Raw genomic sequence first — 12549 nt, 5'->3', positions numbered from 1 at the left:
CCGTTATTTGGCCGGTTTGGAAAAGGCATCCTTCAACGCCTGCACATCCTTCGGCAGTTTCTCTTTCTCTTTTTTCTTCTCGTCCTTCGGCTTTTCTTCCGGGTCGGGCTTGGCCCAGCGAACTTGCGCCCCCTGGATGGCCAGCCCCATCGCGCTGACAAGGCCGATGCCGATGTTCAAGCCGGTCGGATGTTCGCGGGCGAAGGCCACGCTGTCGAACTTCGTGATCTCGCCGAGAAGAATCAGTATCGCATGAGTGGCGACAATCGTCCCCAAAAAACTGGTGAGGGTCATTGTCCAGAGGCGGTAGAACAGGATGCCAACCAACCCTCCGGCGAGGAAAACCAGCCACAACTCCTTCCCTTGCGGGAACAAAGCGCCAACCGCCAGCCAGACAACTGTTCCCGCCGCGAGGAAGGCAAACACACGGGCGAGTTCGAGGGCCAGCAACCCGGCGCTGAGGGCCAGCATGATGCCCATGGCGATCATATTCACGCCGGTGGCTTGCCCCGCCGAGAGGCCGTACAACCCGCCGGTGACGGTGACGCCGACGACAATCCAAAAACGATGGCCGCGCCAGCCAAACAGCCAGAGCGCCAGCCCCACGGCAATGGCCGTGCCGATCACGGCCATTGACAGGCCGCGACCTTCGGTCAGGATTTCAGGAACGATCAGGTTCATCGACGTGACGATAGCGTGATGACAACCGTCCCGCAAGGGAAGACCGGGGGCTTTCCGGGCCCGTCGTTTACTTCCCGGCCGACAGTTGCTCTTTTTCGATTTGGGCGGCCAGACGGGTGGCCTTCATCAAGGCGTTGTCCTGCATCGGAGCCTTTCCGGCCTCGACCAGCGCCTCCAAGTGCTTCTCGTGCAATTTGAGTCGCCGAATGCGGGCGTCGAGCAATTCGATGCGATCTTCGGCCGCCGTCTTCAATTCCCGTTCGGCCAGATAAACAGACTCTTCCAACGCGATCATTTCGGTCAGACGAAGTTGGCCGCTTTCGTAACGATTCATCGCCAGATCGGCAGCCGCCCGCAGAGCCTTCACTCGTTCCAACCGCAGACCTCGCAATTTGGACGCGGGGCCGGGCAGGCCGACGGATTTGCCAATCGCGTGTCGGGTGCCGGGGGGAAGGTCAACATCCTGCCCCTCCAGGTTGAAGAACATCACGAGGCCGCTTTCGCCAGGTTTGTCCGTCTCGTAGTTCGTCGGCCGGGGGTCGTCGGCCCGGTTCGGCAGGCAAAGTCTCCATAGGCCGCGTTCGATGGAATAGAGGCCGTGAAGTGTGTCGCTTACGCGATGGTCGCCGGCCGATTCCGTGATGGTCAGGTCCGCGTGCCGGGGGGAGGTGGTGATGTTTAGTTTCATGTCAGCCTTCCACACGGGCTTGTCGCCGTTCGTCAGTGTCAGGTGATTGCGTTGCACCTTGAGGCGAAATTCCTCTGTGACGGTGGTACGCTGGCCATTGGTTTCCGTGGCGACCAGCACCCAGTTTCCCTCCAGACGGCGATATTCCTCCCCGATGACCCCGTCCGTGTCGGCTAGATCGGGTCGGCGAAGTTTCACGAAGATAAAGGGAGGGCCGGTGTCGGTTGGCTCAAAAGTGGCGGGCCGATCTTCCTCGTTGGTGACGCCGAGGGTCATGCGGAGGCGGTCGCCGTCAAATTTGTAAATGGCCCGGACGAAGCCGGGGGATTTGCCGTCCTCTGATTTGATCTTGGGAAGTTGGAAATTAATTTGTTTCGGCGTGGTGTCGGCCTTCAACTGGAATGTGCCGCCCCGGCCGGGGAAAAGCTGAAATCGGAAGTTGTTGTCCTCAAATGTAAACGACAAATCCACCCAACTGTGGTTCTCCGCGATTTCGTCCCGGCCGTTCACTCGGACGGACTCGATGATCCATGTTCCCCGCAACCGCTCGGCATCCGTCGGCGGGACGGGGACATTGGATTCCTTTTTGCCCTCTTGGGCCAGCGAAACAGTGGCGAGCAAGCCGAGGCCGAAAAGAGAGGCCAGCAATCTCATCGGAAGTCTCCTGAACTCGGAAGATGTGTCATCCGATGAGACGCATGAGACTGTCCGACGGTTCCCGGTGTGTTATTTCTTGGCCGGAGCCGGTGTCAGGTATTTCGGTAGTTCGGCCGGTTCCAGTTTCACCGGCGCCCCCTCTTTCGGAATGGCCACACCGGCGCTCCACAGGATGCCGTTGACGAGAAAGCGGCGATACCCCTCCTCGGCGAAACTCGCATGCAGGTGGGCGCCGGTGAAGGAAAATGTTTTCCCGCCCGTCGGCCGCTCGAAGGCCCAGCCCACAATAGCGTCGTCTCCGAGTTCACCCTTCGCCGGCGTTTTCGGGGAGACGGTTTTCAGCAGCGGTGTCAGGTTCTTGCGTTCCGCCCCAAACGTCAGTTTGTACAGCCAGCCATCGTCGATCTTGAAGGGGGTGACTCCTTGGGTGATCGGATGATTGGTGAACGTGTCGAATGTCGTCACCCAATGCGCCCGCTGAGAGATCCCCTTTTCCCACACGCCACCGGTGAGGGTTCTGCCGCGATCAAGGAAATCCTTCGGGAAGTCCAGCGTCTGATGCAGGAACACCAAGCCAGTGCCCGATTCGGCAAGTTTGGTGATCTCGGCCAGCCGGTTATCCTTCAACAAGGCATGTTTCTCGGCTCCGTCCGAGAGGAAGAGGATGGCTTTCGCCCCCGCCAATGTTTCCGGCTTTTTCGGCCAGTCGAGGGCGATTACCGGGGCCACGCCCGATTGCTTCAACAAATCAGCCAGCACGCGGACAGCGGCGATGTAATCATGCTCGCCCGTCTTGTAAAAGTTCGTCCCCGCGATCAGCACGACCTTGACGGCCTTCGCATCCTTGGGAAGTTCCTCCACGGGAAACGCCGGTTCGGCGGCTTGACCGAGGAGGGGGAACAGCAGCAGTGTTGTGGCGAAAAACAATTGTCGGAACATAGAGAGACCTCGGGAGAAGGTGACGGGTTTAGGATATGGGTGGCGGGCCGATGAAAAGACAGCGAATGACTCGAAGAGTTTTCATCGGCTCATCAATCCCCGAATCGTCGCCGGACCAAATCCGGATGCCAGGAGTGTCAATCCTGCGGCCAGCAACGCGCCGAGAAAAAACACCCCCGCCGCATCGGAGGCGAGGAGCATCCTCACCCGCCAGCGCGAGGCGCCGAGTTGATGGAGGATTTCGATTTCCCGGCGGCGAATCCGAAACGACAAAGCTTGCAACACGCCGAGCAATAGCACGGTCGCCAGCCCGACCAAGGCGAGGGCGGCTAGGGCGAAGGCCCGGATGGTCACCACGGTGTCGAGCAGGCCGGACATCACGCGATCCGGTTCGACGATTTGCAGCGGGTTTTCCGGGGATTGGTATCGACCGATCAGCCGGGTCGCCGATTTTTCGTCGCCCGGCATGACAATCAACGCGGAAACCGGGAAATCATCGCGGTTTCCGTGGAAGTGGAATGTGTTCACGTTCGCGTCCGTCACTTCCATGTATGTCGGCGTTGCCCCCGGCACGGCATGTTCCATGTCCGGGTTCTCGTGGCCGTGACCGATTCCCGCGATCACCCATGTGGTGCGCAGGCTGGTGAAAATCGCGTCATCATCCGGCGTCCCGGATTCGGCCAGCACGCCGGTGACGCGCATTCGCAAGGGCATGACCCCCGCCACGTCGAAGGCTTGTTCCGGGCTGGAAACGACAAAATCGCCCGTCTTGATGCCCCGTCTCGCGGCCACCCGCGAACCGGCCACGCAATCTCCGAGCCGACCCAAACCGTCGCCTTCTTTGAGACGGAGACCGCGAAAAGGGAAATATTCCGGGGCCGTGCCGACGACGGGATCTCGCTGGCTCTTGAAGCGGACATAGAGCGGGATCGGATCACCCAATCCCGATTCTTCGATTCGTTTCACTTCGCCAAACTTCATCGGCGGCAGGGGATCAGAACGGAAGTACAGCGAGTTCAGCGTGAGTTCCAGCGGGCTTCCCCGCGAGCCGATCAAAAGCGGGGTTTTCGCGGCCCGCTCCGTCAGGTGATGTTCCCCCTGCCGGGCGAGCGTCCAAAGGATGCCGGGAACCGCCAGCACGAGCATCACGGCCGTCACTTGCAAGCCGGTTTTCCACGGGTGAAACCGCAAATAAAACCACGCCAGACGAAGAATGGAAATCATGTCCGGACCTCCGCGGGCTTCACGAAGTCCATGAAATCCACGACCTGGTCGAACCGGCCAAGCAAGCCGTGATCGTGCGTGACCGTCACCACCGTTGAGCCAGCCTCTTTCGCCGCTTCCAGCATCGCATCCAAAACGAAGGTTTTGGTGGCCGGGTCGAGATTTCCGGTCGGTTCGTCCGCGAGCAACAACGGCGGCCGGGTGATTAACGCCCGGCAGACGGCCACCCGTTGTTTCTCTCCTTGGGAAAGCGCCGTCACCGGGCGGCGAAGATGTTCCGCAATGCCCATTTTTGCGGCCAGTGAGGCGGCCCGTTCCCGCACCGTTTGGTCAAGCGTCATGCCGGTTCCGACGCGGTAGGGCAGAAGGATGTTTTCCGTTGCGTTCAGGTAATCGAACAAGCCGAAATCTTGAAACACCATGCCGATCTTGTGAAGACGGTTGGCCCTCGATGCGGCATCCGAAAGTTTGCTGGGTTCGATCCCGTTGACCCGCAATGTTCCCGTTTGCGGCCGAAGGATGCCGGCGATGAGCAGGAGCAGGGTGGTCTTCCCCGAACCGCTGGGGCCGATGATCGCCAGCCGTTCCCCGGCGGCGACTTGAAGGTCGTCAATGCTCAGGGAAAAGCCCCCGTGCGGATAGCGGAAACGCAAGCCATTGACGGCAATCACTTGGCTGGCTCCGTGGCCGGGCGTTGGTCGAGGACAGTCAGCGAGGCAATCGTCCAACGGCCTTGGCGGGGGCGTATGCTCATTTCTCCATCCAATTGGGTCAGCCGATTGTGGGTGTGTCCGAGATGGGTGATGGCCACTTCGATGATCCAAGTGACACGGGCCGAATAACCGGGACCGTCCGGCAGCGGGGCCAAGATCGCGGATCGCACATCTACGTTCCGCACACGGGCCTTTCCCAGTTCGCCGGGCGATTCGAGCATCCGACGGATGCCCAGATATGTTTCCCGCAACAACGGCCCGGAGATTGTCTCGGCCAGCGTGTCGTACACATCCTCTTCGTCCCGGCAATCAAAGGCGAGGTACGAGTCGGCCAGCAGTCGATGAACGAGTTGCCGGCCTCCTTGATCGTCCGGCACAGGAGAAATGGTTGGCTTGGGAAACCATCTTCCTCCGAGCACCCATATGGCCATGATTGTGACAACCGCCGCCAATGCCAGCCGGGCGAACAGACGCCGTTGCTTGGATCGAAACGGCGGGCGGCCAGGGCCGATCCACAAATGACTAATAGCCAAAATGGCAAGAAGACTTGGAAACAGCCACGCTCGATCCGGCTTCGGCGGGGACGGCGGAGGCGTGGCCGTCAGAATCAACGCATCAAGTTTCCCCGATGGATTGCCCCACTCCAGCACATTCTCGGCCGACGTCAGCAATTGCGGATTGTCCCCGGCATTCACCCACACGGGAACCTCTTTCAACTTCCCGTTGATAAAGGGGGCTTTCAAGGTCACCGCTGCCGGGCGTGAGGCGACAGGGACGACAAAACCATACCGGCGAAAGGCGGTCTCCGGCGGGATTCCGGCCGGGTTCGCCGTCTCCTCAATGCGGCCAAGTTTTTGTTGCAGCGTCTTCATGGGTTCGGCGGTTGGAGTGACCGCCTTGCCGTCGATTGTCAGTGAGAATTGCGACATGAGCGTTTCGGGCTTGGCGGCGGCCCACGGGGCAACGCCGGGCCGGGCGGACACCTCCATCCGCACGGCTCTTGGCTCCACGGTGAAGTTCATCCACACCGGAAAGTTCCAATAGCGTTGGAACCGCAAACCGCGAAAGCGGGATTTCCACGGGTCTTCCCAATCGAGCCGAAAGCCCGTCGGGAGTTTGAGGTAATCGAAATCGCACACCGGAATGGCCCGATGCCAGACAACCAGGCCGATGGTTGCCGTCGCCCCGTCGTCGGCCTTCGGTGGCTTCATGAAAATGTTGGCGGGCTTTCGTGAAAGCGGGTAGCGAACCTCCACAAAAATAACCGGCTCCCCCGTCCCGTCCGGCGGCAACGGTTCCCCAGTGACAGGTTCCCGCTTCACTCGGTGTCGCGATTCAACGATCACCACCTTGCCGCGAAGTGTTTCCTCGTCGGCTTCGATTGCCCAACCCCGGCTGAAGAAGCGAAGTTGGGCAACGGTTGGATTTTCTTTGACGCCGTCGGTCGTCAGATCCGCGAACACCGGCAGGTCGGCTTTGCCGATCTCCAATTGCAACCTTACTTCACTGTCTGTCACGAAAAGCTGGGCGATGGTCGGCGCGCTGATGGCCTGATTCGGCATGGAAGGATGACCATGCAGATTGTTGACAAGGCAACCGAAGGCGAGGAAGGCCAGACAAGCGATCCGGTTCATCGGCGGCCGACTCCCTCATGTGCGGTCTCAGTTGGACGCCAGCCAACCCCGCGAAATTTTCCGGAATCTGGCGAATCACCTCCCGGCCATGCCCATTTTATTCGCCACATTGCGGATCAGGCTTGGGGAGATTGAATTGTATTTCCCATGACATGGCGACATCGTCAAAGAGTGGGTGAAAATGAAAGCCGATGTGAACTTGGTGAATGACTCGAGGCAAACAGCCCTGCTGTTTGCCTCGATGGCCGGCCGCATGACGACGGTGACACCGTCTCTGCTTCTCAATCGTTCTTCCTGGCCGCGTTTTGTTCCAGCCACTTTTCCCAATAACTGCGTTTGCGGGCGTCCGTTGATCCGTTCAACTCGCTTTCGGGAATTTGGGCAAGCGATTTGGCGAGGTTCTCATACGCCAGTTTGGTGCGGATGATCCATCGTTTTGCCCCGGCGGCGTCTTTTTTCTCGCGGGCGGCATCCGTGCCAAAACAGCAGCAGCGGTGCAAATCCCGCAGGGCTTCCAGTTGCTCGGCCCGGTTCTTGTAACGTTCCGCCATCCGCTCATAGCGGCCGGCGGCATCCTCGAAATCGCCCAGCCATGTCGCACAATCGGCCGCGTAAAACGAGGCTCGCCTGAGCAATTCCGGTTCGGCCATCGGAGCTTTTAGCAGTTTTTCCTCGGCCTGGCAGACGGAATCGGACGCCAGCCTCAACCGTTCATAAAAGCGTTGCGTGGTGGCCTGAATGCGGTCTTCCAGCTTCAGCTGCTCATCCACCTGATACGATGGTTGGCGCCGCGAAATTCTTTCGGCTTTGATCTTCTCCAAGGCGGCTTGGTCGGCGGCCACTTTGCGGCCTTCCGCATGGGCTTGGGCCCGGAAGCATTGGCCAAACTGCAGTCGGCCGCTAATCGCACGGGGACTGTCGGGATAAAGCTCCAGCGCGGCGCGGAGCCGGGCTTCGGCCTTGGCCCAGTCTTGCCGGATCAGCAGACATTCCCCGAGGGCGTACAAGGCTTCTTCGTGGGCGTCTTTGTGTTTCGACGGCAAATCGGGTTGCTCAAGCGCCTCCTCCAGCAGCGGGATAACCGTGTCCCCTTCCTTGTTCGGCGATGTTTCCCATGACAGCACGGCATGCCGCACCCGTGAGAGCGGCCTCGCCGGCCCGGCCCGGCCGGAGGCGTTTTGATACGCGAGCTTGGCCTGTTCCTTGTCCCCGGCCTTCAGATAGATTTCGCCCATCTCAGCCCATGCCTGCCCCGTGCGGTCTTCGGGGTAATCAGAGATGCGGGAAACCAGGTCGCTCAACACGGCCAGGGCCTTGGTGCGGTCCTCCCCCTTCACATGGAACGTGGCGGCTTTGCGGAGCCAGTCGCCACGTTCCGGGGCGTTTTTTTCGAGTTTCGCCAATTCGGCGCAGGCCTCGGCGGCCTGCCGGAAATGCTGGCGGGATTCCTCCAGCCGGGCGGGGTCTTTGGCGGCCTCTTCGCCCCATGTTTCGTTCAGTTCGGCAGCGATCCGATGATGTTTGCCGTTCTCGGCGATGCGGGCGTATGCCTTGTTGGCCCGGTCCGCTAGGGCGAATTCGTTGGCGGCCCGAGTCTTGCGAATCACCTCTTCGCAAGTTCGCCGGGCCTCGGCGATGGGAACCATGTCGCTCGGATAATCAGCCACATTGGTGACGACGCTCATGGATTTTTCGAGGCTGGCGACGACCTGTTCCCGCGGGATGGTCTCATCGTTGATCTGTACTTCGGCTTGTTTCAGGCCGACGAGCTTTCCATATCCGCCGCTGAATTTTTCAGACTCTTTCGCGCGGTCATTGGCTTTGTCCGACTGGTTCAGGCGGGTATAGGCCTCGACCAACTGCGAGAGGGCCTGGCCCCGTTGAGGGTCGGTTGCCCCCTTCATGTCCCGGACTTGTTCCAAATAAACCGCCGCCTGCGCCCAGTTCTCCTCGGCGATAAAATACTTGGCCAGCATGAGCCGGGAGGAGGCGTACACCTCCGGCGGGGCTTCGGGGCCGACCCGTTCCAGCACCTTTCGGGCCTCTTCGCCTTCCCCCAACTTTTCATGGAGTTCGGCCAGTCGCACCCTCGCCTGATTCAGAAGGCGGGCATCGGCCCGCGTCGGGGCGTGCTTGAGATAGTCCCGCCAACTGTTGCGTTCGCTGGCATCATCCGGCGGGGTGATCTTGCGGTAGAGTTCGGCCAGCAGCCGATATCCCTCGGCCGTGTCGTCCCCGGAGCCGACGGTGTTCTTGAGGGCTTCAAGGGTCTTGGCGGCGGGAATGTCCGGTGTGTTCGCCCAAACACGGGCGAGCCGATAGCGGAGTTTCTTGACATCCGGGTCTTGGAGTTTGGTGGTTGCGGGAATGGCTTCCAAGTGATCCTTGGCCAGCCGCCACCACTCGGCCGCTTCGGCGCTGGAGGTGGTGGATTCCGCGAGGGCCACGTAGGCGCTGCCTGTGAAAAAATGCGCGCGGTCGGCGAACTCAGGCGGGACCTCTTGCTTGGGAAGCCGCCGAAGAGCGGCCTGAAGTTGATCGACATCCGGCGGCCAGCGTTCCAATGAGGCCCGCAGGATTTCCAACGCCCGCTGGTAGCGTTCCGTGACGGAGGGCCGGAGTTTGTCTCCGTGATTCCACAGGCCGAACAAGGCGGCCAGCCCGAGCAGAAACGCCGGGAGTTGCCAGAGCGATCTGGGCATGACAGGCGTTGCGAAGGGGGCCGATTCCGTGGCCATTGCGCGGGGCATCCAAAGGTGACGAAAGCCGCCGTTCCGTGCGTCCTGCGCGGAACCATATGGTTGGGTACTCTACGCGGAATCTGCAAAATGTGTCAAGGGCAACCCGGTTCGCGGATGTGCGAATTGAGAGAGGCGGGGAAGCCGCCAGCCGCCGCCGGAAGGGATTAAAACTGAACACATTGGACACACTAAAAAGAAAAGAAAATCGAAAAAGTTATTAACCGCTGTTCGAATTCCATATTCGATTGTTGGATGTCGAAGCTGAAAACGCTCATTTTTGAACCCAGGCAGATGAATTTGGGATTTCATTCCGAATCTTGAGAATAAAGATCTCATTCATAAGTCTGTATTGGTGTCAACAAAATTCCGAAAATGTGAATTGTGAAGAGGCCGCCAAACCGACAAAGAAGCCGGTTTCATTCAAAATTGGTTGCTTGTCGTTGTGCGGAAAACTTGGGAATTGTTGCTGTAAGATTATTTCCAGAAAACAGTTGCGCTCCAGAGCTTGGGGTGGGTTGATCGCCGTCGGATAATAAATCCAGACGGGAAACGATCTGCCTCAAGACGCCGGAGGGAGTGATTTTTTCATTGACAACGGATCAACGAATCTTTATGATTCAATTATTAAAGCGTGCGAAGTCCGTAGTGGCTTGACAGTTACGACGCCACTTTTCACTCGTTTAATCCCGATGTCCGGCCCGCTGCTGGAGTACGGTCGCCAAGGTTGTTCCGTTCGATTTGATTCTCTCCTTTGGGATTGGTTCGGATCGGAAAGAGGGAAAGCCAAGGTTGGATCGCTCGCGGGGACGAAAGACCCGAATTGTTCGGGATCGGGTTGTTGATTACCCTCCGGCAAAATTCGGCCCGCTGGCGACGATTCGCCGTCGGCCTCGAATCCAATTAAGTTGGTTGGAATGCGCGTCGATGATTGCCTCCCCATACCCGCCACTGATTGCCTCGCCGACAACGTGAATTCTGGTTTTCCGGTTCGACTGACATGGCGACTGGCGACAACGAATGCGATGATTGAAAAATTGCCTGGCGTTTGAAAAGTAGACCGTCGGGCGGGAAGTCCGGCGGAATGGTGAAGGGGCAATGGATGCCTTGAATCGGTTCCCCCGACGAGCCAAACCTCGCGGCGGGAACGGAGTGCCGTGCCATGAATATTGACAGTTTGAACAGTGCTTCCCGCAAGGAACTGGCCGACGAGGCCAAAACCCTCGGCATCGAAGGTTTCCATTCGATGAAGAAGGACGATCTCGTGAAAGCCATCCAACGCGCGATGAAAAAGCGGGACAAAGACCGCGAAAAAGCCAAAACCGCCGCCACACCCAAGGCCAAGCCTGTTCCCTCCGTCAACGGCAAACATCCCCCGGTTGCCAAAACTCCGGTGAAGGCCGCCACCCCGCCGGTGCCGCCGAAAGCTCCCGCCGCCAAAGCCAAGCCCGCCGCGCACGAAACCAATGGCGTCCACAAACCCGCCGAGGCGGTCAACCATGCCGTCGGGGTCAACGGCAAGGCTCATCGCAACCTTCAGGGCAACAGCCAAAAAGACCGCATCGTTGTGATTGTCCGCGATCCGTTCTGGCTGCATGTTTATTGGGAACTCACCCATCATTCCGTTCAACGGGCCGAGGCTGCTCTTGGTCAGGACTGGCACGGTTCCAAGCCCATCCTGCGGGTTTATGATGTCACCTCCCAGGACACGACCAGCACGGCCGAGGCCATTGTCCGCGACATCGACATCCACGGCGGTTGCACCAACTGGTACATCGAAGTGAGCCAGCCGCCGAAATCCTATCGCGTGGATATTGGCTACCTGTCCAAGCGCAACCAGTTTTACGTGCTGGGCCGCTCAAACATTGTCACCCCCCCGAAGGCCGGGGTGAGCGACAATATCGACGAAAATTGGGCCGACATCGACGCCAAGCAAGCCGACCGCTTGTACGCGATGTCCAATGGCTTTGAGACACCAGCCTCGGACAAGGAAGCCCTCAAGGAGTTCTTTGAAGAACGCCTTCGCCGCCCGATGAACGCCCCGGCCCTCTCGCCGACGACCACCACCGTCGGCGGCAAAGAACGAAAGTTCTTTTTCTCCATCGACGCCGAGATGATCGTCTTCGGCCGCACAATGCCGGGAACCCGGGTCACCCTCCAAGGCGAACCCGTGAAACTCCGCCCGGACGGCAGTTTCACCATGCGATACAGTTTCCCGGACGGCCGACAGATTCTTCCCTGCGTGGCCGAATCGGCCGACGGCGTTGAGGAACGCAAGATCGTGCTGGCCGTGGAACGGAACACGAAGGAACTCGAACCGCTCATCAACGATGGCGACAATAACTGATCGACCGGATAATTAAGACAAGCAGGAGGGTGGGAAAGTCGTTCGACTTTTCCACCCTCCTGTCGTTTCTGATGATAAAATCTTTTCCATGCCTCCCGAAGAACCTCTCGTCGTGATCCTTGGCGGCATCAACGGAGCCGGAAAAACCACGGCTTCGGAGATGCTTCTCGGCAATAAACGGTCAATGCCATTCGTAAACACGGACGCCATCGCACGCGGGTTGAATGCCTTCGCCCCAGAGCGATCAGCAATTCAAGCGGGGCAGATAATGCTCGCTCGTCTGAATGATCTGGCCGACAAGAAAGCCAGCTTTGCGTTTGAATCCACCCTTTCCGGCCGAACTTATATCTCTTTTTTGCGGAGACTTCAAACAGAGGGGTATCGTGTCGAACTGTGTTATTTCTGGCTGCCCTCGCCAGAGATGTCAATCGAGCGAGTTCGCCTCCGGGTGAAAAGTGGCGGTCATCACATTCCCGCCGAAACGATCCGGCGACGCCATCCCAAAACCATGTCCAATTTCTGGGACGATTATCGGGGTTTGGCCGACCATTGGATGATGTTCGGAAATGCGGGCCGTTGGCCGGAATTGACTGCGTTTGGTTCCCGACAGGAGAAACCAACGGTCATTCAACCTGCGGACTTCCAGCTTTTTCAGGAGTTGATCGCATATGATTCCAAACCTGACAATTGAAGACCGGACCAAGGCCGTTCAGAAGGCGATTCGTCGGGCGGTTCGTGAACATGCCTTGCTCGGGCGATCTGTGCCGACTTGGCGTGACGGCAAAGTCGTTTACATTTCTCCTCGCGAAACCATTGCCAACTTGAAGGAGTTTGAAGTCGAGGATGGACAGATCATCCCCGAATATGCTCCGTTCATTCACGGAGAACAACCGGCGACTCCAAACCTTTCTTGATTTGTCCCGACTGT

10 protein-coding genes are annotated in these 12549 nt (G+C 58.9%); 3 read left to right on the top strand and 7 right to left on the bottom strand.

The genetic code is table 11. The features are described 5' to 3' along the window. Positions 1-3 precede the first annotated feature (3 nt). From BGIM_RS0141015 to BGIM_RS0140980, 7 genes are all read right to left on the bottom strand, one after another. A complete protein-coding gene (locus BGIM_RS0141015; RefSeq protein WP_020475413.1) occupies positions 4-681 on the bottom strand; it encodes a hypothetical protein in 678 nt (225 codons plus the stop codon). A gap of 67 nt (positions 682-748) precedes the next feature. Next, the gene (locus BGIM_RS0141010) at positions 749-2023 is read right to left on the bottom strand and encodes a TIGR03067 domain-containing protein (RefSeq protein ID WP_020475412.1); all 1275 of its coding nucleotides are present in this window, start codon (positions 2021-2023) and stop codon (positions 749-751) included. A gap of 72 nt (positions 2024-2095) precedes the next feature. Continuing rightward, the gene (locus BGIM_RS0141005) at positions 2096-2965 is read right to left on the bottom strand and encodes a ThuA domain-containing protein (RefSeq protein ID WP_020475411.1); all 870 of its coding nucleotides are present in this window, start codon (positions 2963-2965) and stop codon (positions 2096-2098) included. Between the two features lie 81 nt (positions 2966-3046). Next, complete coding sequence (locus BGIM_RS0141000) at positions 3047-4189, bottom strand: FtsX-like permease family protein (RefSeq protein ID WP_020475410.1); 1143 nt, start codon at positions 4187-4189, stop codon at positions 3047-3049. After that, a complete protein-coding gene (locus BGIM_RS55170; RefSeq protein ID WP_020475409.1) occupies positions 4186-4860 on the bottom strand; it encodes an ABC transporter ATP-binding protein in 675 nt (224 codons plus the stop codon). The genes BGIM_RS0141000 and BGIM_RS55170 overlap by 4 nt, the downstream gene beginning before the upstream one ends. Further along, positions 4857-6536 (bottom strand): hypothetical protein, encoded by a 1680-nt coding sequence (locus BGIM_RS0140990; RefSeq protein WP_020475408.1) that lies wholly within the window; start codon positions 6534-6536, stop codon positions 4857-4859. Before BGIM_RS0140990 ends, BGIM_RS55170 begins: the two co-directional genes overlap by 4 nt. A 281-nt stretch (positions 6537-6817) precedes the next feature. Next, positions 6818-9238, bottom strand: a complete 2421-nt coding sequence (locus BGIM_RS0140980) for a tetratricopeptide repeat protein (RefSeq protein WP_157369812.1) — start codon at positions 9236-9238, stop codon at positions 6818-6820. Between the two features lie 1198 nt (positions 9239-10436). On the opposite strand from BGIM_RS0140980, the gene BGIM_RS0140970 reads away from it, so the two are divergent. The 3 genes from BGIM_RS0140970 (at position 10437) to BGIM_RS0140960 (ending at position 12535) form a co-directional block, all read left to right on the top strand. Further along, positions 10437-11621 (top strand): DUF4912 domain-containing protein, encoded by a 1185-nt coding sequence (locus BGIM_RS0140970; protein ID WP_020475405.1) that lies wholly within the window; start codon positions 10437-10439, stop codon positions 11619-11621. Between the two features lie 79 nt (positions 11622-11700). Then, a complete protein-coding gene (locus BGIM_RS0140965) occupies positions 11701-12312 on the top strand; it encodes a zeta toxin family protein (protein ID WP_390568249.1) in 612 nt (203 codons plus the stop codon). Continuing rightward, the gene (locus tag BGIM_RS0140960) at positions 12290-12535 is read left to right on the top strand and encodes a hypothetical protein (protein WP_020475403.1); all 246 of its coding nucleotides are present in this window, start codon (positions 12290-12292) and stop codon (positions 12533-12535) included. Before BGIM_RS0140965 ends, BGIM_RS0140960 begins: the two co-directional genes overlap by 23 nt. Positions 12536-12549: the final 14 nt, after the last annotated feature.

This window comes from Zavarzinella formosa DSM 19928 (assembly GCF_000255705.1).
Taxonomy (GTDB): Bacteria; Planctomycetota; Planctomycetia; order Gemmatales; family Gemmataceae; genus Zavarzinella; species Zavarzinella formosa.
Note: the sequence above shows the minus strand (reverse complement) of the source record. Positions and strands in the feature narration are given on the sequence as shown.

What these genes read in the sequence shown, in the direction of transcription:
- BGIM_RS0140980 (WP_157369812.1), bottom strand. Translation starts at nt 9,238, where the DNA reads ATGCCCAGATCGCTCTGGCAACTCCCGGCGTTTCTGCTCGGGCTGGCC.
- BGIM_RS0141005 (WP_020475411.1), bottom strand. Translation starts at nt 2,965, where the DNA reads ATGTTCCGACAATTGTTTTTCGCCACAACACTGCTGCTGTTCCCCCTC.
- BGIM_RS0141010 (WP_020475412.1), bottom strand. Translation starts at nt 2,023, where the DNA reads ATGAGATTGCTGGCCTCTCTTTTCGGCCTCGGCTTGCTCGCCACTGTT.
- BGIM_RS0140960 (WP_020475403.1), top strand. Translation starts at nt 12,290, where the DNA reads ATGATTCCAAACCTGACAATTGAAGACCGGACCAAGGCCGTTCAGAAG.
- BGIM_RS0141015 (WP_020475413.1), bottom strand. Translation starts at nt 681, where the DNA reads ATGAACCTGATCGTTCCTGAAATCCTGACCGAAGGTCGCGGCCTGTCA.
- BGIM_RS0140970 (WP_020475405.1), top strand. Translation starts at nt 10,437, where the DNA reads ATGAATATTGACAGTTTGAACAGTGCTTCCCGCAAGGAACTGGCCGAC.
- BGIM_RS0141000 (WP_020475410.1), bottom strand. Translation starts at nt 4,189, where the DNA reads ATGATTTCCATTCTTCGTCTGGCGTGGTTTTATTTGCGGTTTCACCCG.
- BGIM_RS0140990 (WP_020475408.1), bottom strand. Translation starts at nt 6,536, where the DNA reads ATGAACCGGATCGCTTGTCTGGCCTTCCTCGCCTTCGGTTGCCTTGTC.